Raw genomic sequence first — 22,240 nt, 5'->3', positions numbered from 1 at the left:
TCTCACCGAGATTAAGGCACCTGAGCAGTTGCCAGCCGGGTGATTTTCTGGGAAAACCACGCCCCTCGAATTCCGCCAACAGATGAAACATCGTCATGAATGAAGAACTGCAAATCATCGACCTCCAGCCAGGCGACGGCAAAGCCGCTGTCAAAGGCGCGCTGATCACCACCCAATACCGTGGCTGGCTGGAAGACGGCACTGAATTCGACTCTTCCTACAGCCGTGGCAAACCTTTCCAGTGCGTGATCGGCACCGGTCGGGTTATCAAGGGCTGGGACCAAGGGATCATGGGCATGCAGGTGGGCGGCAAGCGCAAGCTGTTGGTGCCGGCGCATCTAGGCTATGGCGAGCGTTCGATGGGGGCGATCACGCCGAATTCGAATTTGGTTTTCGAAATTGAACTGCTGGAAGTGCTGACGCGGGATGATTGATTTGTTGGGTGTGGGCTGAAATGGCGAACCCCGCCATCTCTGTTAGAAGAAATGGTGGGGTTTTTATGTGTTGGGAGGGTGATTTCTGGTTTTGATTTAGCGAGTCAGGTGAACATTTCAATATCGTCGAGCGTGTCAGCAACTGTGGCTTCAAGTGCAGGGAATTTTCCTTTTACGGAATCAAGGGCGGGCATCACGGCTTGCATTTCAAGCTCACCGAATCTGCGGGCTACATGGCCGAGTGCGGTGATTGCTGCCGCAGCCACCGACTGAGTGCCACTCTCGAGATGTTTCAGGCAAATGGTCTGAGCCCAGGCACTGTCTTGCTCATTTAATCCGATGGAAATCAGCGCGGTGACAATGTTCCTTTCTAAGCCGGTATCAACGAGACTGACTGCTTCGTCATGGCTAATCGACGGATCGTGGTAGATAAGACTCACTGTTTAGCTCCCAGGATGTTTCCCTTGGTGTCGGCTTTTTTTGCCTTGATCAATACATTTTTCATATCTTGATGGAGTTTATTCCATGCTCTGACATGTCCGTGGTAATCGTCCCCTCCCGTATGATCAAAGACGACAAACTCGTTCGTTTTGGGATCAATACCAATCCTGCGTTCCGATGTAGGTTTTACCTGTACTGAATTATCCAAAGCATCCTGGCCATTCTCGGGACCCTTACTTTTAACTGGTGTATCCGTCTTTCCATGGTACCTGGCAGCATCGAATCGCAGGGAAAAGACAATGTAAAGAGGCTTGATGCCGGAATCAGCCGGAAAAACAAGGATGAAGTCCTTGTACTCAGGCGGGTAGATCGGGTTAACAATGATGCTGTCAGCCGCTGGTGTAGGCGGATAAATCCAGATTTGCGGAGCTTGTGGAGCTCCTTCTAGCGGCGGTATTCCCGAAGTGCTCGACGGATCTACGGCTGGTGTCCATATCAGCGTTACCCCGTTACCAAAGTCAGCCACTTGCTGAGAGCCTTGAGCTACGAACTGCACGACAGGAATCATTTCCCAGTCGCTGCGCTTTTGAGTGTTGTATCCGTATGCCTTCAAGGTGCCGTTGGCCTGTTGTTCTATATGCAGGCGAACTCGGGTGCGACCTTCTTTGAGTGATTTGAGCTGTTCTTCCGAATACAGAGAACTGTCCCCGAGCGTCGATGGCCAGAGCAACGCAACGACTCCCGCCAAAGCGCCAGCAACAACACCAGCCGTCACTACCCCCGCACCGCTTGCAGCCGCCCCGGAGCCAGCAGCTCCTACACCACCCAAAATCAGTGTTCCGAATGAGCTAGGTAATGCGCTACCACTGATTTTTTTGAGAGGTATGTTTCCTGCTTCATCCCTTTCACTGCCATCTAAAAGCGAGAACTTTCCGTAGTCCGCCAATTTCTCGACCGGGACAAACCCGGTTGGATTGTCGTGGTTGATTACGCCGTCGGGGAGGTTGCAACTTTTGGCGAATACGCAACCCTTGGAGCTGGGCTGGTCATGTTGCTGAGGTTGCCTTATGAAACGGTCTTCATATGCCTGTTGTCGGGCCAACATGTCTTCATATGTTTTTGCCTCGCGTCGCGTTCTGCCAGTTCGGAGGCGGTCATGTAGCGGCTGGTGATGTGGTGCCCGTCGCCTGACGGTGGGTTTTGAATCCTGGGTATGCCTGTTTTGCGGGCCATGAGCGTCCTTGTTTCATTTTTTGAAAGCGATGCGGACGCTATATCAAAGGGTATTTGAAAGATGTAGGACGGGTCTGAAGCTCCGGCTGTTGTTACAAATGGCGCTCTTCGCTGTAGATCAGTACCAACCTACATATGCAAAACTTGCGACCAAGGGATCATGGGCATGCAGGTGGGCGGCAAGCGCAAATTGCTGGTGCCGGCGCATCTGGCCTATGGCGAACGGACGATGGGCAAGATCACGCCGAACTCAAATTTGATTTTCGAGATTGAATTGCTGGAAGTGCTGACGCGGGATGATTGACTGGCATTGGGGTTGAATCGGCGTCGGTGGGTACGTTTGGAAAACCTACTCCCGCAGCCCGATGAAGAGGTCCAATTCAGTCGGTAGCTGCTCATTGAGCGCTATTGCGATTTGTTGGACCTGCCCGGCCGTCAGTAAACAGTCCCCGTCCTCGCTTTGATCAAGATTCTTCCAGCCCAGTACACACAGTATCGCGATTTCTGACTCAGGCGGAACGGTCAGTTCGTATTTTAGAAAGTCACCTGCCTGATCATCTTTTAAAAAATCCGCTTATCCAAAAAAAATGAAGGGCGTCCTGAATGGTTTTCGGGTGGTCGTGGCTGTTACAGGCAGGGTGCCCGTCGACGGATGTCGGGCTTTGAACCAAAGGTGTCTCTGTTTTACGAGCCATTAGCGTTCTTGTCTCATCCTTTAAAAACGATGTGAACGCTATATCAATGGGCATTTGATAGATGTAGGAGAGTTCTGAGATTGCGGCCGTTGTTTCAATGGCTCACCCCTGAAACGCCTCCCTATACGCATACAACCCCGGCGCACCACCCGTCATCACAAACAGCACATTGTCCCCGCGCTGGAAGCGCCCGTCCCGGAGATCGGCCACTAGCCCGGCAAACGCTTTGCCGGAATACACCGGGTCGAGCAACAAGCCTTCTGCGCGAGCCATCAAGTGCACCGCCTCGCGCATGGCCGGCGTCGGGAGGCCGTAGCCATCGCCCAACTGACTGCCGTCGATGACAATATCTGAAGCCTGAACAGTGGCGCTGCTGCCCAGCAATGCCAGTATTTCCTGAGTCAGTTGCAGGGTTCGGGCCGCCGAAGTTTCTCTGTCTGATAAAACCGAGTAGGACTTCACCAGCGAGGCACTTCGATCCAGTAGCTCAAACCCGGCCGCGAGCCCGGCGTGGGTGCCGGCGCTGCCGTTCGGCACCACGACCTGGTTGAAGGCCAGGCCGAGTTCGGTTTCCTGTTGCGCGATCTCCGCCGCGCAGCGCGCATAGCCAAGGCTGCCCAGTGGTGTCGAACCACCCGTAGGAATCACCAGCACCTTGCGTCCGGAACCCCGAAGGTGTTCGGCACGATTCTCGGCTTCGGCGAGTGAATTGCTGCCGCCGGCAAGCACGCGGAGGGTGGCGCCGAATAATTGGTCGAGCAGGATGTTGCCGTTAAGTTCGTAGTCCACTTCTGTTTTGGGCACTGAACGGGTGAGGATCAGTTCGCAGGCGATGCCGAGGCGGGCGCATGCCGCGGCGGTCAGGCGCGCATGATTGGATTGAAGGCCGCCGATGGTGAAGACCGTGTCGACCCCTGCTGCCAGCGCTGCACCGAGATGAAATTCGAGTTTGCGCAGCTTGTTGCCGCCACCGCCAATCAGCATGTGGTCATCGCGTTTGACGAACAGGCCGATGCCTCGGGCCTTCAAACCCAACTGCTGTTCAAGGCGTTCAGCGCGCTGGATTGGCGTCGGGCCTTGCAAAAGGTCGGTCCGGGCAAAAGAACTCAGAGACGTGTCCAGTAGGGTTTGCATCAATGGCGCCTCGCGGGTTTTGTTGCGGTGACTCTAGGGAGAAAGCCACTCTCGATAAACGCATCGCAGGTAATTACTCCTTTAACCTGATGTAATTAATGCAAGGTAAGGTCAGAGGATTTTTCTGATCGATTTGGATAGGCTATGGCGCGTCGTATCACCAACGCAATGGCATGGGAGGGCGCGTGTCGCCAATCAACGAATACGCGGCTGTTCAGTTGCTGGACGAGGCTTATCGGCACTGGACCGGCCAGGGGCTGCCGGCCCCTGAATCACTGACCGGGCCGGAACGCTTGCATTGGTTGCACGAGCACGCGCCTTACAGCCTGTTAGCCCATGGCACTGAAGGCGATCCCCGTTTCTTCTACGCCAATGAACAGACGCTGGCCTGTTTCAAATACGATCGCGAGCAGTTCCTTGGCATGCCGTCACGGTTCAGCGCTTCGCCGTTGGACCGAGCCATGCGCCAGTCACTGCTGGAACAGGTCACGGCGAACGGAATTGCTCATGGCTATAGCGGCTGGCGGGTGGACAGGGACGGCCATGCCTTCATGATTTACGAAGGCAAAGTCTGGACCCTGATCGATCAGCACGGCGAGCATCGGGGGCAGGCGGCATTGTTCTGGCCGGATGCAGAGTGTGTCGGGTCGTTAATGGATTGACAGGTCTCATGGCGCGTCACGAAACACCGGAACCCGGCCATTCAGCGAAGGCCGATACGCCCAGGCAAACTGCTCCAGCGCAGGTCGATGCGCCAGAATCTCCCGCAGCGTCGCACTGGCAATCCCCAACGCCAATACGTGCCCCGGACAATGATGCCTTCCGGCGCCGAAGGTAAAACTGCGACGCTGCGGGCGATCCACCAGAAAGACGTCCGCACGATCATTGAGCTGCGGATCGCGATTGGCCGACGCCAACAGCAGAAGAATCACATCGCCCGAATCAAGGCTTACCCCCTCGATTTCACACGGCGCGGCGACAAACCGGCGAGTGTTCTGTACCGACGGGTCAAAACGCTGGGTTTCGGCAATCACATCTTCTGCGCGTGCCTCCAGTAGCAATGGATGTCGAATCACTGCCAATAGCGCATTGCCGATCAGTCCTGCAGTGGCATCAAACGTCTGGGAAAACAATCCGATCAGATTGGCAAACAGCGTTTCGGGGTCACCCGTAAAGCGCCCGCGAATCCCGGCGAGCAGCGGGCTCTTGTTATCCGCATCGTCGAGAAGCTCAATCAAGTAACCCCGTAAATGTTCGGCGGCAGCCTGTGCGGCATTGAGTTGCGCCTGATCGCTGAGCGGTGACAGGCACGCAACAAACTCCGCCGTCAGCTCGCTGATCGCCCGACCCTGAGCCGGCGTGAATCCCAGCAACGCCGCCACTACGCACACCGGCCCGCGAAACATGGCGTTGTATAACCCATCGGCGTGCGGCGTGATCAACCGCGCGGCCACTAGCGAATTGACTTCATCCACATCAATCAGCGCTAACCCAGGCTCAATCGCCGACCTCGGACAGCGCTGCCGTTCGCCTTCATTCATGCGCATCAATTGCCCGAATACCTTGCCCGCCATACCACCGGCAATCGCCTTGGGCACCGGTTCTTGCGCCGGTCGGACATGACAATCGGGATGCGCCAGTACAGCGGCAACGGCTCGGGCAGTGCTGGCTACCCACATATTCAGTCGTTCGTGAAAAACCAGCCCGCCTTGTGCACGTAATTGCGCGTAATAGGGATAAGGGTCGGCATGAGTCGCAGCGATGATCGGGTCCATGGGCCACAGCCTTGTTCGTGGTGGGGAAAGTGTTGCTACTATCTCCAGTCCGAAATGCCCTTGATTCGTCCGGGAGCGAAATATGAACGTAGAACAACACGACATTGGCGTTTCTCAGGTCGCGGCAGCCATCGCGGAGCCGGCCCGGACGAAAATCCTCTGTTCGCTGATGGACGGCCACGCACGCACCAGCACCGAGCTGGCGGCGATTGCCGAAGTCAGCGCCTCTACCGCCAGCGCGCACTTGGCCAAACTCAAGGAACTGGCGCTGGTGCGGCTGCACGTGCAGGGCCGCCATCGCTATTACAGCCTGGCGGACAAGCGTGTGGCCCAGGCACTGGAAGCATTGATGGTGATTGGCCAGAACACTGCGCCGACGTTCAACTCGCGCACGCCGGATCGGCTGCAATTTGCCCGCACCTGTTACGACCACATGGCGGGGACGTTGGCGGTGTTGCTGCATGACCGGATGCTGGAGAAAGGCTGGTTGCTGGAAACCGATGAGCAGGCCTATCGGCTGAGCGACAGTGGCGAGGTGCTGTTCGAAGGGTTGGGGATCGAGGTCAAGGACCTGAACACCTTGCGTCGTCGTTTCGCTTGCCCATGCCTGGATTGGAGCATGCGCCGGCCGCATCTGGGCGGCTCATTGGGTGCAGCGTTGCTGCAAACCGCGATCCAGCGCAAATGGGTGACGCAGGATCTGGACAGCCGGGCGTTGACGTTGACAGCGGTGGGGCGCAAGGCACTGAGTACGCGGTTTGACCTGATGTTACCGCCCTCAAGCGGATCTGCCGCTCCTGTTTATGAAACATCTCATGATGTGGCTGTAAGGCACTGATATATAAAAATATTCATAAGGTAAAGACGAAAAAAAAGCCCGGTCGTCCAATGGATGGCCGGGCTTTTTTACTCAAGCGTACTGCAACGTCAGATCAAACCTTGACGATCCAGCCCGCCGGCGCTTCGATGTCGCCAGTCTGCACACCGGTCAGCTCTTTGTAGAGCTTCTGGGTGACCGGGCCGACTTCGGTTTCACTGTGGAACACGTGCAGGTGATCGTTGTAGCTGATGCCGCCGATCGGGGTGATCACGGCAGCAGTACCGCAAGCGCCGGCTTCTTTGAAGTCCGAGAGCTTGTCGATGAACACGTCGCCTTCGATCACTTCCAGGCCCAGACGCGATTTGGCCAGCTCGATCAACGACAGGCGGGTGATGCCTGGCAGTACCGACGGCGAGTTCGGGGTGACGAACTTGTTGTCGTGGGTGATCCCGAAGAAGTTGGCCGAGCCGACTTCTTCGATCTTGGTGTGGGTCATCGGGTCCAGGTAGATGCAGTCGGCGTAGTGCGCCTTCTTGGCCTGGGAACCTGGCATCAGGCTGGCGGCGTAGTTGCCACCGACCTTGGCCGCGCCGGTGCCTTGTGGGGCTGCACGGTCGAAGCTGGAGATCAGGAAGTTGTGCGGGGTCAGGCCGCCCTTGAAGTAGGCGCCGACCGGGATGCAGAAGATCGAGAAGATGAACTCGGGGGCGGTACGCACGCCGATGTTGTCACCCACGCCGATCACGAACGGACGCAGGTACAGCGCGCCGCCGGTGCCGTAAGGCGGGATGAAACGCTCGTTGGCGCGGACCACTGCTTTACAGGCTTCGATGAACTGCTCGGTTTCCACGAACGGCATCAGCAGACGTGCACAGCTGCGCTGCATGCGCAGGGCATTCTGGTCCGGGCGGAACAGGTTGATCGAACCGTCCTTGCAACGATAGGCCTTCATGCCTTCGAAGCATTGCTGACCATAGTGAAGGGCGGTGGAGCCTTCGCTGATGTGCAGCACGTTGTCTTCGGTCAGGGTGCCTTTGTCCCACTCGCCATTGCGCCAGTACGACAAGAAACGCTTGTCTGTCTTGATGTAGTCAAAACCCAGCTTGTCCCAATTAATGCTTTCGTTACCCATGACACCCTCTATCACTGAACAACCGTCGAAACGGTTCAAGGCTTCTGACGTTTTTTGGATGGGGACAACAATACTTCATTCCGGACCCATTTCGCAGCCTGCAATTCGATCTCTGCGACCATCGATACGTCCCGGTGTAGCAGCTGTCGAGCCCCGCGAGGCAGCGTCCGGCGACGAAGTCGTCGTAATCCGGCTGGCTCGGTGTGCCTGACAGCACTGGGTCGCAGGTCTTGCGACGACTTCGTCGCCGGCCGCTGCCTCGCGGTGCTCGTCAGCTGCTACAAGGTATTGCGTACGGTTTTACAGGTGCAGCGCGTGGCCAAGGGCTCGCAACGCTGCTTCCTGCACGGCCTCGCCCAAGGTCGGATGCGCGTGGATGGTGCCGCCGATGTCTTCCAGGCGCGCGCCCATTTCCAGGCTCTGGGCGAAGGCCGTGGACAGCTCGGAAACCCCGACGCCCACCGCTTGCCAGCCGACAATCACATGATTGTCCCGACGAGCGACCACCCGCACGAAGCCGCTTTTCGATTCCAGCGTCATCGCCCGGCCATTGGCCGCGAACGGGAAGCTCGAAACGATGCAGTCCAGACCCGCCGCCTTGACCTCGTCCGGGGTCTGGCCGACCACCACCAGTTCCGGGTCGGTAAAGCACACGGCGGCAATGGCGGTAGGGTTGAACTCGCGGGTTTTACCGCTGATCAGTTCAGCCACCATCTCGCCCTGAGCCATGGCCCGGTGCGCGAGCATTGGTTCGCCGCTCAGGTCACCGATGGCGTACACGTTGCGCATGCTGGTCTGGCAGCGGTTGTCGATCTTGATCGCCGAGCCGTTCATGTCCAGGTTCAGCGCTTCGAGGTTCCAGCCCTGGGTGTTCGGTTTGCGACCCACGGCGACCAGCACCTGATCGGTTTCCAGGTTCAGGGTGTCGCCGTTTGGATCAAGAACTTGAATAGAATTGTTCGAGGAATTAAAGCCTTGAACGCTATGCTTCAAGTAAAGCTTCACACCGAGTTTTTTCAGTTCGTCGTGTACCGGCTGAGTCAGTTCAGCGTCGTAAGCCGGCAGGATCCGCTCCTGTGCCTCGACTACGCTGACGTCGGCGCCGAGCTTGCGATAGGCAATCCCCAGTTCCAGACCGATGTAGCCGCCACCGACCACGGTCAGTCGCTTGGGCACAGACGTCGGCGCCAGGGCTTCGGTGGAGGAGATGATCGGACCGCCAATCGGCAGCATCGGCAGGTTCACGCTTTTCGAACCGGTGGCCAGCACCAGGTGCTCGCACTGAATGCGCGTGTCGCCAACCTCGACGGTTTTACCATCGATCACCTTGGCCCAGCCTTGAATGACCTGGACCTTGTTCTTTTTCAGCAGCGCCGCGACGCCAGTGGTCAGGCGATCAACGATGCCGTCCTTCCACTCGACGCTCTTGCTGATGTCAAGGGTTGGTGCCGAAACGTTGATGCCCAAGGCTGAATGCTGGCTATGGTGTTGCGTCTGGTGAAACTGCTCAGCGACGTGGATCAGCGCTTTCGACGGGATGCAGCCGATATTCAGGCATGTACCGCCCAGCGATTCACCTTCCACCAGAATGGTCGGGATGCCCAACTGACCGGCTCGGATCGCGGTCACATAACCGCCGGGGCCGCCGCCGATGATCAGCAATGTTGTGTTCAAAGTCTGCATGCCTTACTCCACAAACAGGGTAGCGGGTTGTTCGAGCAGGCCACGAACGGCCTGGATGAATTGCGCCGCGTCCATGCCGTCGACCACACGGTGATCGAAGGAACTGGAGAGGTTCATCATCTTGCGGATCACGATCTGGCCTTTGACGACCATTGGGCGCTCGACGATTTTGTTGACGCCGACAATCGCCACTTCCGGCAGGTTCAACACCGGGGTGCTGACAATGCCGCCCAACGCACCGAGGCTGGTCAGGGTGATGCTCGAACCGGACAGTTCATCACGGCTGGCCTTGCCATTGCGTGCGGCGGTGGCCAAACGGGAGATTTCAGTCGCGCTGTCCCACAGGCTGCGGGCTTCGGCATGACGCACCACCGGCACCATCAAGCCGATGTCGGCCTGGGTGGCGATGCCCACATGCACCGCGCCGAGGCGGGTGATGACTTGGGCTTCGTCGTCATAACGGGCGTTGATCTGCGGGAAATCACGCAGGGCAACGACCAGGGCACGGACCAGGAACGGCAGCAAGGTCAGCTTGCCGCGAGTCGCACCGTGTTTTTCGTTCAGGTGCGCGCGCAATTCTTCGACGGCGGTGACGTCGATTTCTTCAACATAACTGAAGTGTGCTGCACGCTGGGTGGCGTCCTGCATGCGCTGGGCGATCTTGCGGCGCATGCCGATGACCGGGATTTGTTCTTCGTCGTTACGCTGGGCGTAAGCAGAGGGCACGGTCGATGCATTCGACTGACCCTGCGCCAGATAGGCGTCGAGGTCATCGTGCAACACGCGTCCGGCAGGGCCGCTGCCACGCACCAGACGCAATTGAATGCCGAGGTCCAGCGCGTGTTTGCGCACGGCCGGGGAGGCCAGCGGGCGTTCGTCGGACTCGCGTGCCACCATTGGGCCCTGGCAGGCAGCCACTCGCGGCGCTGCGGCAGCGACGGGTTTGCTGGCGATAACGGGTTCAACTTTAGGGGCTGCAACCGGTGCTTCTTTAACAGGGGCCGGCTGGGACGACTCTTTAACGTTGCCCGCGCCTTCCACTTCGATGCTGATCAGGATGCTGCCAACCGCCATGACTTCGCCAGGCACACCGCCCAGCGCAATCACCTTGCCGTGGACCGGGGAAGGGATGTCGACCATCGCCTTGTCGGTCATCACATCGGCCAGCACCTGATCTTCGACGACCATGTCGCCAACCTTGACGTGCCACACCGACAATTCAACTTCTGCAATGCCTTCACCAATGTCCGGCATTTTAATAACGTGCGTGCCCATTCAGACCTCCATAACCCGATGCAAAGCCGCGCCCACACGGGACGGACCAGGGAAATACGCCCACTCTTGTGCGTGCGGGTAGGGGGTGTCCCAACCGGTGACGCGTTCGATAGGCGCTTCCAGGTAGTGGAAGCAATGCTCTTGCACCAGGGCGACCAGTTCGGCGCCGAAGCCGCAGGTGCGGGTCGCTTCGTGAACGACTACGCAGCGTCCGGTTTTCTTCACCGATTTGACGATGGTCTCCAGGTCCAGCGGCCAAAGGCTGCGCAGGTCGATGACTTCAGCGTCGATGCCGGTTTCTTCAGCGGCCACTTGCGAGACGTAAACGGTGGTGCCGTAGGTCAGGATGGTCACGTCCTTGCCCGGACGGGCGATGGCGGCGACGTCCAGCGGCACGGTGTAGTAGCCGTCCGGCACTTGTGCGGCCGGGTGTTTCGACCATGGGGTTACCGGGCGGTCGTGGTGGCCGTCGAACGGGCCGTTGTACAGGCGTTTTGGCTCAAGGAAGATCACCGGGTCATCGTTTTCGATGGAGGCAATCAGCAAGCCCTTGGCGTCGTATGGGTTGGACGGCATGACCGTGCGCAGACCGCACACCTGAGTGAACATCGCCTCGATGCTCTGGCTGTGGGTCTGGCCGCCATAGATGCCGCCGCCGCAAGGCATGCGCAGGGTCATCGGTGCGGTGAACTCACCGGCCGAGCGATAGCGCAGGCGGGCGGCTTCGGAAATGATCTGGTCCGATGCCGGGTACACGTAGTCGGCGAACTGAATCTCGGCCACCGGGCGCAGGCCATAGGCACCCATGCCCACGGCGACACCGACGATGCCGCTTTCGGAGATCGGCGCGTCGAACACTCGGGAGGTGCCGTACTTGGTCTGCAGGCCTTCGGTGCAACGGAACACGCCGCCGAAGTAACCGACGTCCTGGCCGAAGACCACGACGTTGTCGTCACGCTCAAGCATCACATCCATGGCCGAGCGCAGGGCCTGGATCATGGTCATGGTGGTCGTGGTCATGGCAGTTTCCGGCTTGATATTGTTGTTGTGGTCGTTCATGTCAGATCCCCAACTCTTGACGCTGGCGCTTCAAGTGCTCCGGCATCTCTTTGTAGACGTCTTCGAACATGGTCGCGGCGCTTGGAATCTGGCCACCGGCGAGGGTGCCGTACTGCTCGGCTTCTTTCTGCGCGGCGATGACCTGGGCTTCCAGTTCGGCGCTGACGGCGGTGTGTTCCTCTTCGGACCAGTGACCGATCTTGATCAGGTGCTGCTTGAGTCGGGCAATCGGGTCGCCCAGCGGGAAGTAGCTCCAGTCGTCGGCAGGACGGTACTTGGACGGATCATCGGAAGTGGAGTGGGGACCGGCGCGGTAGGTGACCCATTCGATCATGGTCGGGCCGAGGTTGCGGCGGGCGCGTTCGGCGGCCCAGGCAGACGCTGCGTAGACCGCGACGAAATCGTTGCCATCAACCCGCAGGGAGGCAATGCCACAGCCGACGCCACGACCGGCGAACGTGGTGGCTTCACCACCGGCAATCGCCTGGAAGGTGGAGATCGCCCACTGGTTGTTGACCACGTTGAGGATCACCGGCGCACGGTACACGTGGGCGAAGGTGAGGGCGGTGTGGAAGTCCGATTCGGCGGTAGCGCCGTCGCCGATCCAGGCCGAAGCGATTTTGGTGTCGCCCTTGATCGCCGAGGCCATGCCCCAGCCCACACCCTGTACGAATTGGGTGGCGAGGTTGCCGGAAATGGTGAAGAAACCGAAGTCTTTGACCGAATACATGATCGGCAGCTGACGGCCCTTGAGCGGATCGCGCTCGTTGGACAGCAGTTGGCAGATCAGGTCCACCAGCGGCACGTCTCGTGCCATCAGGATGCTTTGTTGGCGGTACGTCGGGAAGCACATGTCATCAACGTTCAGCGCCAGGGCCTGGCCGCTGCCGATGGCTTCTTCGCCGAGGCTCTGCATGTAGAACGACATTTTTTTCTGACGCTGGGCGACCACCATGCGGTTGTCATAGATCCGCGTCTTGAGCATGGCACGCATGCCCTTGCGCAGGATCTCGACCGGTACGCCTTCAGCCCACGGACCGAGGGCATTGCCCTGGTCGTCGAGCACGCGAATCAGCCCTTTGGCCAGGTCGGCGGTGTCGGCGGGTTCGACGTCGATGGAAGGTTTGCGCACCGTGCCGGCGTCGGTCAGACGCAGGTAGGAGAAGTCGGTTTTGCAGCCAGGACGGCCCGATGGTTCGGGAACGTGCAGTTGCAGCGGTTCGTACGCTTGGTTCATGGCTTCTACGCTCGATCTTGTGAATTTCTTGTAGTGAGCTGACCGTCATTCTTCTGTGGAAGAAATCTTGTCCTACAACAATCATAGGCCCGGCGAAGAAGAATATTTATCTCTGTTTCGTTGCACTGGAGATCATTTGGGGATAAAAAATCTGCATATACAAAAAAAACAGGTGGTTTTGTCTCATGCGCAAATTGGACCGTACCGATATCGGCATTCTCAACAGCCTTCAGGAGAATGCGCGCATCACCAACGCCGACCTCGCACGCTCGGTCAACCTGTCGCCGACTCCGTGCTTCAACCGGGTCAAGGCGATGGAAGAATTGGGCTTGATTCGTGAGCAAGTGACGCTACTGGATGCCGATCTGCTTGGGCTGCACGTCAATGTGTTCATTCACGTGAGCCTGGAGAAGCAGGTGGAAGAAGCGTTGCAGCATTTTGAGGAGGCGATCTCGGATCGCCCGGAAGTGATGGAGTGCTATTTGATGGCTGGCGACCCGGACTATTTGATCCGGGTGCTGGTGCCGACCATTCAGTCGCTGGAGCGCTTCATGATGGATTTCCTGACCAAAGTCCCTGGCGTTGCGAACATCCGTTCAAGCTTCGCCCTCAAGCAAGTGCGCTACAAAACCGCACTGCCATTGCCGGCCAACGGCCTGACCCTTTCGAGCTGACCCCGTCCCCGTAGCAGCTGACGAGCCACGCGAGGCAGCGTCCAGCGGCGCAGCCGTCGCAAACCTGGCCATCGAGTTTTGTCAGGTAAACCGCAGACGCAGCCTCGCGTTGCTCGACAGCTGCTACGAAGGGTGGGGAGTCAGCGTGGAAGTAATCGAACGTCAGAGTTTATTGATGGGGATTTTCAGGTACGTCACGCCATTGTCCTCAGGCGGCGGCAGATTCCCGGCCCGCACATTCACCTGAATCGCCGGCAGCAGAAGGTTCGGCATGCCCAACCCGGCGTCGCGGCGCGTGCGCATTTCAACGAAGGCGGTCTCATCAATGCCGTCATGCACGTGAATGTTGCTTTTACGCTGTTCGCCGACCGTGGTCATGCACTGGGATTCGCGGCCTTCGGGCGGGTAATCGTGACAGATGTAAAGGCGCACGCTGGCCGGAAACGCCAGCAATTTCTGGATCGAGGTAAACAACTGATTCGCGTTGCCGCCGGGAAAGTCGCAACGCGCGGTGCCCACATCCGGCATGAACAGGGTGTCGCCCACCAGAATCACATCGCCGTCGACCAGGTAAGCCATGTCCGCCGGCGTGTGGCCGGGTACGTGCAGGGCGGTGGCCTTGAGGTTGCCGATCATGAACGACTCATCCGGTGCGAACAGATGATCGAACTGCGAGCCGTCAATGCGAAATTCCGGCTCCAGGTTGAACAGGTTTTTGAACACGCCCTGAACCAGGCTGATCGACTGGCCAATCGCAATGTTGCCGCCCAGCTCGCGGCGCAGGTAAGGCGCGGCAGACAAGTGATCGGCATGGGCGTGGGTTTCCAGCAGCCATTGCACCTGCAAATGATGTTCACGAACAAAGGCGATGATCTTGTCGGGTTGGGTGGTCGCGGTCCGCCCGGCCGCCGGGTCGTAATCGAGCACCGGGTCGACGATGGCGCAGTGGCCGCCATCGGTTTCATAAATCACGTAGCTATAGGTCGACGAGGCGGGGTCGAGGAAGGCTTTGATCAGGGCAGGCATGGTGAGCGTTTCTTACTGGGCGAGTGCTGAGGGTAGATTCATTTTCCCCGCATTGGCCAGCCCGGATTAATTCATATGATGAAAAAATCTGCGCGGGCTCTATCCTGTCAGTCATCGATACCGGGCGGTCCCGGCTTTTTTCGCAGATCACGAGTGGTTTATGTTGCTGGCGAGTTTTTTTGGGGTGGTCATGGGCCTGGTCCTCGGGTTGACCGGGGCCGGTGGCGGCATTCTTGCGGTGCCGGCCCTGGTATTGGGGCTGGGCTTGACCATGACCCAAGCGGCACCCGTCGCCTTGTTTGCCGTGGGCAGTGCGGCGGCGGTCGGGGCGATTGACGGATTGCGGCATGGCCTGGTGCGTTATCGCGCGGCGTTGCTGATCGCGTTACTCGGCGCGGTGTTTTCACCGGTCGGCATTTACTTCGCCCATCAGTTGCCGGAAAAAATCCTGATGGTCCTGTTCAGTATGCTGATGGTCATGGTTGCCTGGCGGATGCTGCGACGTGAACGCAAGGACGAAGGGCCAAGCGATCACGGCCACGCCAACTGGGGCCAGAAAAACTGCATGCTCGATCAGCAGACCGGGCGTTTTTCCTGGACTGCCAAATGTACGGCGACCTTGGCCGCGCTCGGCGCGGTTACCGGTGTGGTGTCGGGGCTGCTTGGGGTGGGCGGCGGTTTTCTGATTGTCCCGGCGTTCAAGCAGCTCACTGATGTGCAGATGCGCGGCATCGTTGCCACTTCCTTGATGGTGATCAGCCTGATTTCCGCCATCGGCGTGATCGGTGCGTTTCATGCCGGCGTGCGAATCGACAGTCTCGGCGCAATCTTCATCGTCGCCAGCATCGTCGGCATGATCGTTGGCCGCAAGCTTTGTGCGCATGTGCCGGCCCGGGCGCTGCAGGTGGGCTTTGCCAGCATCTGCATGGTGATTGCGGTTTATATGCTGTTCAGAGTAGGCGTTTAGCCAGTACTGAGGTCTATGACTTCCAAGTGGGTCAACAGACCTACACCTTGAGTTCCGGGCCGTGCCGACGGTCGGTCTTACACCGTAGTTGTCATGCGTTCCCGGCCCTGCCAAAGCACTTGAGCACCGCTCCCAAGGCAGCGTATGGCGCCGCCGGTCACCTTTCGATAATCGCTTCCGACACCTCGTCCCCTGTCGCGGAGCGCGCCATGTACAACAATAAGAACGTCAAACATCGCTTTTTACCCCTCTTCATCGCCAGCCTGTCCGGCCTTGGCCTGAGCTCAATGGCCGAGGCCGAGATCATGCTGTATGACAAGGACCAGACCACATTCTCGACCGACGGCTACATCAACGCATTTTATGTGAACAGCGATGTCGACCGTGCCGGTGATCAGTTCGACCGCCGACAGGCACGCGTCAAGATGGGGTTCCTGCCCAACTACCTGGGCTTCAACATGGGCAAGCAGGTCGATGACCTGAAGCTCGGTGCCCGGGCCTCGTTTTGGGTGACCATCAACGACAGCCAAACCAACGGCACCGACACCGCCATCGATGTGCGGCAGTTCTACGGTACGGTGGCAAACGCTGAGTGGGGTGAAGTGCTGATCGGCAAGGACTTCGGCCTGTTTGCCCGCTCCAACATCCTGCTCGATGAAATGCTCGCCGGTTACGGTCAGGTCAGCGATACCTTGGGGTTGGTGGATGGCGGCGGCGTCTCGTTCGGCAACATCGGCACCGGGTATCCGTATCCGTTCCCGACATCGCAGATCACCTACCGCACGCCGGTCATGGACGGTTTGCGCGTAGCGGTCGGGATCATGGACCCGGTTGATACCAACGACAGCAGCCCGACGGGCAAGGCTTATCAGGAAAACCCGCGCACCGAGAGCGAGATCACGTACCAGTTCGACGTCGCCGGGGCGAAGATCTACAGCTGGGTCAATGGCAGTTACCAGACTTCGGACAATACCGACTCCACCGTCAACACAGTCACCTCTAAAGGGGTTGGCTATGGCGTGCAGGCGAAGATGGGCGGGTTGTCACTCACCGGGTCCGGGTTCCAGGCCAAAGGCATCAATCCGTTCTTCACCAACAACGCCGGCGAGCCAACCTTGCGCAACGTCGACAGCGACGGATACCTGCTGCAAGGTTCCTACAAGCTGGGCAAAAACCGCCTGGCCCTGTCCTACGGCAAGACCAACGACGACGGCAATGGCGTGGTCGGCAGTGGCGCGGACTACGAAACGCGCGGTATTGCGCTGTTCCATGACGTGAATGACAACCTCAAACTTGTCGCCGAGTACAACCAGTTCGAAATCAACGGTCATGACACCAGCGCCCAGAACGAAAACACCGATACCGTTGCGGTGGGGGCCGTGTTGACCTGGTAACCCTTGGTCGTGACCCTGGCTGTGCGCATCGCAGCCGGGGTCTCGACCCTTCTCATCCCATCGAAGTGGTTACCCGCTACCCAAGTAGCATTCGTTACGACCCACAGGCTTCGTACACTCATGCCTCATATCTACGCACCTGCGGGGGGCGATCATGGAGCAGGCCCAAGGCGCAGGCATTGTCAGCGCAATGTCCCAAGCCACCGATGCCCGGCAGGTGGCGCAAGAACTGGCGCGGCAATTGTTGCACCCGCATCTGGGCTTCGTGCTGTTTTTCTGTTCCGCCGAGTATGACTTGCAGGCGCTAGGGCAGGCCTTGCAACACAGCTTCGGCGGTATTCGTCTGGTGGGTTGCACCAGCGCGGGGGAAATCACCCCGCTGGGCTATGGGCGTAATTGCGTGACGGCGGTGGGTTTTGATCATCGGCATTTCTCCATTGCTGTCGAGCTGATCGACGAAATGGAGCACTTCAGCCTGATCGATGCCCAGCAAATGGTCGAGCGTCTGGTCAGTGGCTGTCGCAGTAACACCCTGGCCCCGATCAAGGGCAACAGCTTTGCCCTGACGTTGCTCGATGGTTTGTCCAGCCGTGAAGAAATGGTCCTCGCGGCGCTCAGTGCCGCGTTGGGCGACATTCCGCATTTTGGCGGTTCGGCCGGTGACGACAATTACCTGACCCATACCCACGTTTACTTCGACGGCGAATTCCACAGCGGCGCGGCAGTGGTGGTGCTGGTCAATACCTGGCTGGATTTTGAAGTGTTCACCACCCACCACATTCTGCCCAGGGCCGAAAAACTGGTGGTCACCGGGGCCGACAGCGCCTCGCGCCGAGTCTATGAACTCAACGCCGAACCGGCCGCCGCCGAGTACGCCCGGCACATTGGCGTTCCGGTTGATGAGCTGGATCACCGGATCTTCGCTGCACACCCCTTGGCCGTGCGCATCAACGAACAGTATTACGTGCGCGCCATTCAGCAGGTGCACCCGGACTTGAGCCTGAGTTTTTACTGCGCCGTGGAGAACGGCATCGTGCTCACCGCCATGACCCCAGGCCCGATGTTGCCGAACCTGCAAAACCTGTTCGAGGGGTTACAGGAGCGCTTGGGCGACTTGTTGCTGACCATCGGTTGTGACTGCTTTCTCAGGCGTCTGGAGCTGGAAGACGACGGCAGTCTCGACGCAATCGGAACGTTTTTGCGCGAGCAGCGGGTGATGGGTTTCAACACCTACGGAGAACAGTTCAATGGCATGCACATCAACCAGACCTTCACCGGCGTTGCCATTGCCCGAGGCCGGTCCCCGGGGCACCGCTGAACTCCAGGCAGAAGTCGCCAGCCTGCTGCACGATAACCACAAACTTCAACGCATCAACGCGGCGCTGATCGAGCGCATCGAGTCCGGCATCACGCGTGGCAACGATCCATATGCGGCGTTCCAGCACTCAGTGGTGCTGGCCGAGCAGGTGCGTGAGCGCACCGATGCCTTGAACCAGGCCATGGCCGAACTCAAGGCCGGCAATCATTTGCTCAGTGAGGCACGCTTGCGCGCCGAAACGGCGCATCGACATCTGATCGATGCCATCGAGAGCATTTCCGATGCCTTTGTATTGTTCGACGCCGACCAGCGAATTGTCTTGTTCAACAGCCGCTTCAAGGCGTTCTGGAGCAACAGCCGGGTGCGGATCAACGCGGGCATGCGCCTGACCGAGGTCAAGCGCCTGATGATGAACAACGGGTTGTTCACCGAAGAACCGCGCGGCAATGCTGACGAGAGCCTGCTCTATCGCCTGCTGAACGGACGTTGGCTGCAGGTCAGCGAGCGGCCGACTCAGGAAGGCGGGCGGGTCATCCTGTTCACCGACATTACTGACGTCAAACTCAGCGAAACCGTGCGCCGCGAGCAGGCCGTGGCGCAGAAATCGCATTTGTTGCAGCGGGCGGTCGATAACCTGTCCCAAGGGGTCGCTATGGTCAACGCCGACGGCATCCTGGAGTTGTGGAACCGGCGTTTCCTCGAATTGAGCGGCCTGGCACCGGTTGCTGCCCATCGACCGTTTGCCGAAGTGATCGCCGACACGGAGTTGAATTTGCTCACCCCGGCCAGTCGCGATGGCAACGGTCGGCCCGTACAGGAATGCGAGCAACGCCTCTATGACGGCCGGGTCCTGGAAATCCGCACGCATCCGCTGCCCACTGGCGGATTCGTCAACACCTTCACCGACATCACCGAGCGCTACCAGCACGCCGAGGCACTGAGTGAAAGCGAGCGCTGGATTCGCCTGATCACTGACCACGTCCCGGCGCTGATCGCCTACCTCAATGCCGATCTGGTTTACGAGTTCACCAACAAAGTTTACGAAGAGTGGTACTGCTGGCCCCGTGGCGTGATGCTCGGTCAGAGCCTGCGTGAAGTGCACAGCGAACAGCATTACCAGCGCCTGGAGTCTTACGTGGCCCGGGCGTTGGCCGGTGAGAGCGTCACGTTCGAGTTCGCCGAGACCAACGTCAATAATCAGGAACGCTACATGCTGCGCTCCTATGTGCCCAATCGACTGGCTACAGGGGAGGTGGTGGGGATTTTCGTGTTGATTCGCGACATCACCGAACGCCGCCGCACCGCTGAGGCGTTGCACCAGGCGTACCAGAATCTTGAGCTGCGGGTGTGTGAGCGCACCGCAGAACTGACCACCCTCAATGACCAGTTGTTGCGTGAAATCGAAGAGCGTCGTCGGGTGGAATCCCGTTTGCGTGAGGCCAAACTCGAAGCCGAACAGGCCAACCTGTCGAAGACCAAGTTTCTGGCGGCGGTCAGCCATGACCTGCTGCAACCGCTGAACGCCGCACGATTGTTCACCAGTGCATTGATGGAGCGACGCGAGCCCATCTCCAACGAAATTCTGGTGCGCAATGTCAGCAACTCCCTGGAAGACGTGGAAAACCTGTTGGGCACGCTGGTGGATATTTCCAAGCTCGATGCCGGGGTGATCAAGGCCGATATTGCGCCGTTCGCCCTGAGCGAACTGTTGGAAAACCTGGCGGCTGAATACACCCAAGTGGCGCGAAGCGAGGGCCTTGAACTGCGCTTCGTTACCTGTTCGGCCTTGGTGCGCAGTGACATCCAGCTATTGGCGCGCATCCTGCGCAATTTGTTGAGCAATGCGATTCGTTACACCTACAGCGGTCGTGTGGTTTTGGGCTGCAGACGCCATCACCAGCGGTTATTGATTCAGGTCTGGGACACGGGCATGGGCATCGCCGAACATCGCCTGGAAGAGATTTTTCAGGAGTTCAAACGCGGTGACGTGCAGCGTCCGGATCAGGATCGCGGCCTGGGACTGGGCCTGGCAATTGTCGAGAAAATTGCCGGCATTCTCGGGCATCGCATTCAGGTGCGCTCCTGGCCGGGCAAGGGTTCGATGTTCTCGGTCGAAGTGCCGTTGAGTGCAACCGCCCCCAAGCCTCAGCCGACGTTGCAGATGAGCGAGCCGATGCTTGAGCGCTTGCGCGGCGCGCGGGTATGGGTGCTGGACAACGACGCGACCATTTGCGCCGGTATGCGCACGTTGCTGGAAGGGTGGGGTTGTCGGGTGGTCACGGCGCTGTCGGAAGAGGATCTGGCCCGGCAAGTGGACAACTACCACGCCGAGGCCGACCTGCTGATCGCGGACTACCATCTGGACAACGATCAGAACGGTGTCGACGCCGTCGCCCGGATCAATGCCCGTCGGGCTTCACCGATCCCGGCAATGATGATCACGGCCAACTACAGCAATGAACTCAAACTGCAAATCCGTGAGTTGGGCCATACCCTGATGCACAAACCGGTGCGGCCAATGAAGCTCAAGACCGCGATGAGCCATCTACTCGGCAGGCCTTGAAGGCTTGCTCCCATAAGGGTCGCGTTGTACCTGTGGGAGCGAGCTTGCTCGCGATGGGGGCGACGCGGTCCATCGGTTGCCCCTAATTTCAACGCCGCAAATAAGACCCGAAATCAATATCCCCGGCACTCAAGATCGCCTGCACCCGGTTGTGCACGTTGAGTTTGCGCAGGATCGCCGAGACGTGGGCCTTGACCGTGGTTTCGGCAATTTCCAGGGTGTAGGCGATCTGCTTGTTCGACTCACCTTTGGTCATGCGTTCGAGCACCTGCAATTGCTTGCGGGTCAGGGCCTGGAGCAGTTCGGGCGGGAAGCTCGGAGTGTCGTTCATCCGCCGGTGAGTGCTGCTTTTGGTCGTGCGAATGATGTCCGGGGGCAGGTAGACATTGCCATTGAGGATTTGCTGGATGGCGTCGGTCATCTGCGTGCGCGGCGAAGACTTGGTGATGAAGCCCACGGCGCCGTAAGTGATGGCTTGCAGGACGATCTGTTTGTCCTGCTCGGCGGAGACAATCACCACCGGAATGGTGGGCGCCTCGTTGCGCAGGTTGATCAGGCCATTGAGACCATGCATGCCGGGCATGTTCAGGTCGAGCAGGATCAGGTCCAGGTCGTCGTGTTCCTGGGTGAGCGCCAGAGCACTGTCGAGGTCGGCCGTTTCCATGACTTCGCTGTTCGGGAAACCATCGCTGATGACGTTATGAATTGCTTCGCGGAACAGCGGGTGATCGTCGGCAATCAGAATTTTGTACATAGCCTTTCACCTCATTATTTTGATTATGGTGTGGCAACAACGCGCCAGCGTAAAGGTCAGGGGAAAGGTTCGGGCCGGGCGGGCGTCACGGGCAGGTTTGCCGCTTGCCAGGCGTCCAGGCCGTCGCGATACCAATACAACGTCTTATAGCCCATGGTGGCGGCACGTTTAACCGCGTTCCAGCTCAACCAGCAGTCGGAGCGGCAATAGAAGACCAGCGGTTGCGCCGGATCGCCGGCGGTCAATGCCTTCAGGTTTCGCGCAAAGTAAGCCTGCCAGTCGGGCGTCAGGTTGCCGTCGCCGGTATTGGCCAGCCAATGACTGCCGGGCAGGTTTTCATGGGGCTGGTCTTCGATAAAACGCCCTTGCAGCCATTGGCGGCGATAGACGTCGATCAGAATCGGGGCAGGGGTTTGACTGAGCAGGTCTTGCAGGGCAGGGGTGTCAATCAGCGTCGCGCCTTGCAGGCTGTTGGGCGTCGGGCTGCGGTACAGGTCTATGCGGTAGCCATCGGGCGAAAACAGCGCTGGCTCCGCCTGCGCGGTGCCCAGCAACAGGCTCAGCGACAGCGCAGCGAGAGTAGGGCGCAACAGACAACGTCGGGCACGCGGCATGGGTTCAATCCT

General features: G+C 59.0%; 20 protein-coding genes and 2 pseudogenes. 9 read left to right on the top strand and 13 right to left on the bottom strand.

Annotated features, from left to right (window positions below; all coding sequences use genetic code 11):
* The first annotated feature begins 95 nt into the window (after window positions 1-95).
* Entirely contained in the window at window positions 96-434 is a 339-nt protein-coding gene (locus tag AB4N76_RS01105; protein WP_109786160.1) for an FKBP-type peptidyl-prolyl cis-trans isomerase, read from the top strand.
* Between the two features lie 104 nt (window positions 435-538).
* On the opposite strand, the gene AB4N76_RS01100 is transcribed toward AB4N76_RS01105, so the two are convergent.
* Both AB4N76_RS01100 and AB4N76_RS01095 read right to left on the bottom strand, forming a co-directional pair.
* Window positions 539-874, bottom strand: coding sequence for a hypothetical protein (locus AB4N76_RS01100; RefSeq protein ID WP_077432009.1), 336 nt, complete (start codon window positions 872-874; stop codon window positions 539-541).
* Window positions 871-2,108: pseudogene (locus AB4N76_RS01095) on the bottom strand (S-type pyocin domain-containing protein). Before AB4N76_RS01095 ends, AB4N76_RS01100 begins: the two are co-directional and overlap by 4 nt.
* A gap of 139 nt (window positions 2,109-2,247) precedes the next feature.
* On the opposite strand from AB4N76_RS01095, the pseudogene AB4N76_RS01090 reads away from it, so the two are divergent.
* Window positions 2,248-2,412 (top strand): annotated as a pseudogene (locus AB4N76_RS01090) (FKBP-type peptidyl-prolyl cis-trans isomerase); the annotation flags it as partial.
* Window positions 2,413-2,457: 45 nt separating this feature from the next.
* Here AB4N76_RS01090 and AB4N76_RS01085 read toward each other — a convergent pair.
* The gene (locus tag AB4N76_RS01085; RefSeq protein WP_460164659.1) at window positions 2,458-2,634 is read right to left on the bottom strand and encodes a pyocin S6 family toxin immunity protein; all 177 of its coding nucleotides are present in this window, start codon (window positions 2,632-2,634) and stop codon (window positions 2,458-2,460) included.
* A gap of 271 nt (window positions 2,635-2,905) precedes the next feature.
* Window positions 2,906-3,937: a D-cysteine desulfhydrase family protein gene (locus tag AB4N76_RS01080; RefSeq protein WP_077432011.1), complete on the bottom strand. Its 1,032-nt coding sequence runs from the start codon at window positions 3,935-3,937 to the stop codon at window positions 2,906-2,908.
* Window positions 3,938-4,122: 185 nt separating this feature from the next.
* Between AB4N76_RS01080 and AB4N76_RS01075 the strand changes: the two genes are divergently transcribed.
* Window positions 4,123-4,599 carry an MEKHLA domain-containing protein gene (locus tag AB4N76_RS01075; protein WP_256594773.1) on the top strand — a complete coding sequence of 159 codons (477 nt, stop codon included), beginning with the start codon at window positions 4,123-4,125 and terminating at the stop codon, window positions 4,597-4,599.
* Between the two features lie 6 nt (window positions 4,600-4,605).
* Here AB4N76_RS01075 and AB4N76_RS01070 read toward each other — a convergent pair whose 3' ends face one another.
* Window positions 4,606-5,712 carry a cytochrome P450 gene (locus tag AB4N76_RS01070; protein ID WP_109786157.1) on the bottom strand — a complete coding sequence of 369 codons (1,107 nt, stop codon included), beginning with the start codon at window positions 5,710-5,712 and terminating at the stop codon, window positions 4,606-4,608.
* An 82-nt stretch (window positions 5,713-5,794) separates the two neighbouring features.
* Here AB4N76_RS01070 and AB4N76_RS01065 point away from each other — a divergent pair, with 82 nt between their 5' ends.
* Window positions 5,795-6,550 (top strand): ArsR/SmtB family transcription factor, encoded by a 756-nt coding sequence (locus AB4N76_RS01065; RefSeq protein WP_460163993.1) that lies wholly within the window; start codon window positions 5,795-5,797, stop codon window positions 6,548-6,550.
* 94 nt (window positions 6,551-6,644) lie between these two features.
* Here AB4N76_RS01065 and AB4N76_RS01060 read toward each other — a convergent pair whose 3' ends face one another.
* The 5 genes from AB4N76_RS01060 to AB4N76_RS01040 form a co-directional block, all read right to left on the bottom strand.
* Window positions 6,645-7,664 carry a branched-chain amino acid aminotransferase gene (locus AB4N76_RS01060; protein WP_460163992.1) on the bottom strand — a complete coding sequence of 340 codons (1,020 nt, stop codon included), beginning with the start codon at window positions 7,662-7,664 and terminating at the stop codon, window positions 6,645-6,647.
* 300 nt (window positions 7,665-7,964) lie between these two features.
* Window positions 7,965-9,347, bottom strand: coding sequence for a dihydrolipoyl dehydrogenase (gene lpdA, locus AB4N76_RS01055; RefSeq protein WP_046031443.1), 1,383 nt, complete (start codon window positions 9,345-9,347; stop codon window positions 7,965-7,967).
* 3 nt (window positions 9,348-9,350) lie between these two features.
* Entirely contained in the window at window positions 9,351-10,622 is a 1,272-nt protein-coding gene (locus tag AB4N76_RS01050) for a dihydrolipoamide acetyltransferase family protein (RefSeq protein WP_460163991.1), read from the bottom strand.
* On the bottom strand, window positions 10,623-11,681 hold the full coding sequence (locus tag AB4N76_RS01045; RefSeq protein ID WP_109786154.1) for an alpha-ketoacid dehydrogenase subunit beta: 1,059 nt from the start codon (window positions 11,679-11,681) through the stop codon (window positions 10,623-10,625).
* A 1-nt stretch (window position 11,682) separates the two neighbouring features.
* Window positions 11,683-12,918: a 3-methyl-2-oxobutanoate dehydrogenase (2-methylpropanoyl-transferring) subunit alpha gene (locus AB4N76_RS01040; protein WP_046031440.1), complete on the bottom strand. Its 1,236-nt coding sequence runs from the start codon at window positions 12,916-12,918 to the stop codon at window positions 11,683-11,685.
* 185 nt (window positions 12,919-13,103) lie between these two features.
* Between AB4N76_RS01040 and bkdR the strand changes: the two genes are divergently transcribed.
* The gene (bkdR, locus tag AB4N76_RS01035) at window positions 13,104-13,592 is read left to right on the top strand and encodes a Bkd operon transcriptional regulator BkdR (protein ID WP_027923281.1); all 489 of its coding nucleotides are present in this window, start codon (window positions 13,104-13,106) and stop codon (window positions 13,590-13,592) included.
* A 162-nt stretch (window positions 13,593-13,754) separates the two neighbouring features.
* Here the strand turns inward: bkdR and AB4N76_RS01030 are convergent, their stop codons facing one another.
* Window positions 13,755-14,618 (bottom strand): MBL fold metallo-hydrolase, encoded by an 864-nt coding sequence (locus AB4N76_RS01030; RefSeq protein ID WP_109786153.1) that lies wholly within the window; start codon window positions 14,616-14,618, stop codon window positions 13,755-13,757.
* 160 nt (window positions 14,619-14,778) lie between these two features.
* Here AB4N76_RS01030 and AB4N76_RS01025 point away from each other — a divergent pair, with 160 nt between their 5' ends.
* The 4 genes from AB4N76_RS01025 (at window position 14,779) to nahK (ending at window position 20,860) form a co-directional block, all read left to right on the top strand.
* The gene (locus AB4N76_RS01025) at window positions 14,779-15,585 is read left to right on the top strand and encodes a sulfite exporter TauE/SafE family protein (RefSeq protein WP_046031438.1); all 807 of its coding nucleotides are present in this window, start codon (window positions 14,779-14,781) and stop codon (window positions 15,583-15,585) included.
* A 209-nt stretch (window positions 15,586-15,794) separates the two neighbouring features.
* Window positions 15,795-16,979, top strand: coding sequence for a porin (locus AB4N76_RS01020; protein WP_046031437.1), 1,185 nt, complete (start codon window positions 15,795-15,797; stop codon window positions 16,977-16,979).
* Window positions 16,980-17,133: 154 nt separating this feature from the next.
* The gene (gene nosP, locus AB4N76_RS01015; RefSeq protein ID WP_046031436.1) at window positions 17,134-18,297 is read left to right on the top strand and encodes a nitric oxide-sensing protein NosP; all 1,164 of its coding nucleotides are present in this window, start codon (window positions 17,134-17,136) and stop codon (window positions 18,295-18,297) included.
* Window positions 18,266-20,860: a hybrid sensor histidine kinase/response regulator NahK/ErcS' gene (gene nahK, locus AB4N76_RS01010; RefSeq protein WP_460164658.1), complete on the top strand. Its 2,595-nt coding sequence runs from the start codon at window positions 18,266-18,268 to the stop codon at window positions 20,858-20,860. Before nosP ends, nahK begins: the two co-directional genes overlap by 32 nt.
* 88 nt (window positions 20,861-20,948) lie before the next feature.
* On the opposite strand, the gene AB4N76_RS01005 is transcribed toward nahK, so the two are convergent.
* Window positions 20,949-21,614 carry a response regulator transcription factor gene (locus AB4N76_RS01005; protein ID WP_046031434.1) on the bottom strand — a complete coding sequence of 222 codons (666 nt, stop codon included), beginning with the start codon at window positions 21,612-21,614 and terminating at the stop codon, window positions 20,949-20,951.
* Window positions 21,615-21,670: 56 nt separating this feature from the next.
* Window positions 21,671-22,228 carry a PQQ-dependent catabolism-associated CXXCW motif protein gene (locus AB4N76_RS01000; RefSeq protein WP_046031433.1) on the bottom strand — a complete coding sequence of 186 codons (558 nt, stop codon included), beginning with the start codon at window positions 22,226-22,228 and terminating at the stop codon, window positions 21,671-21,673.
* Between the last annotated feature and the right edge of the window lie 12 nt (window positions 22,229-22,240).

This window comes from Pseudomonas sp. S2_F03 (genome assembly GCF_054668335.1).
This window is presented reverse-complemented; position numbering and strand designations above follow the sequence as displayed.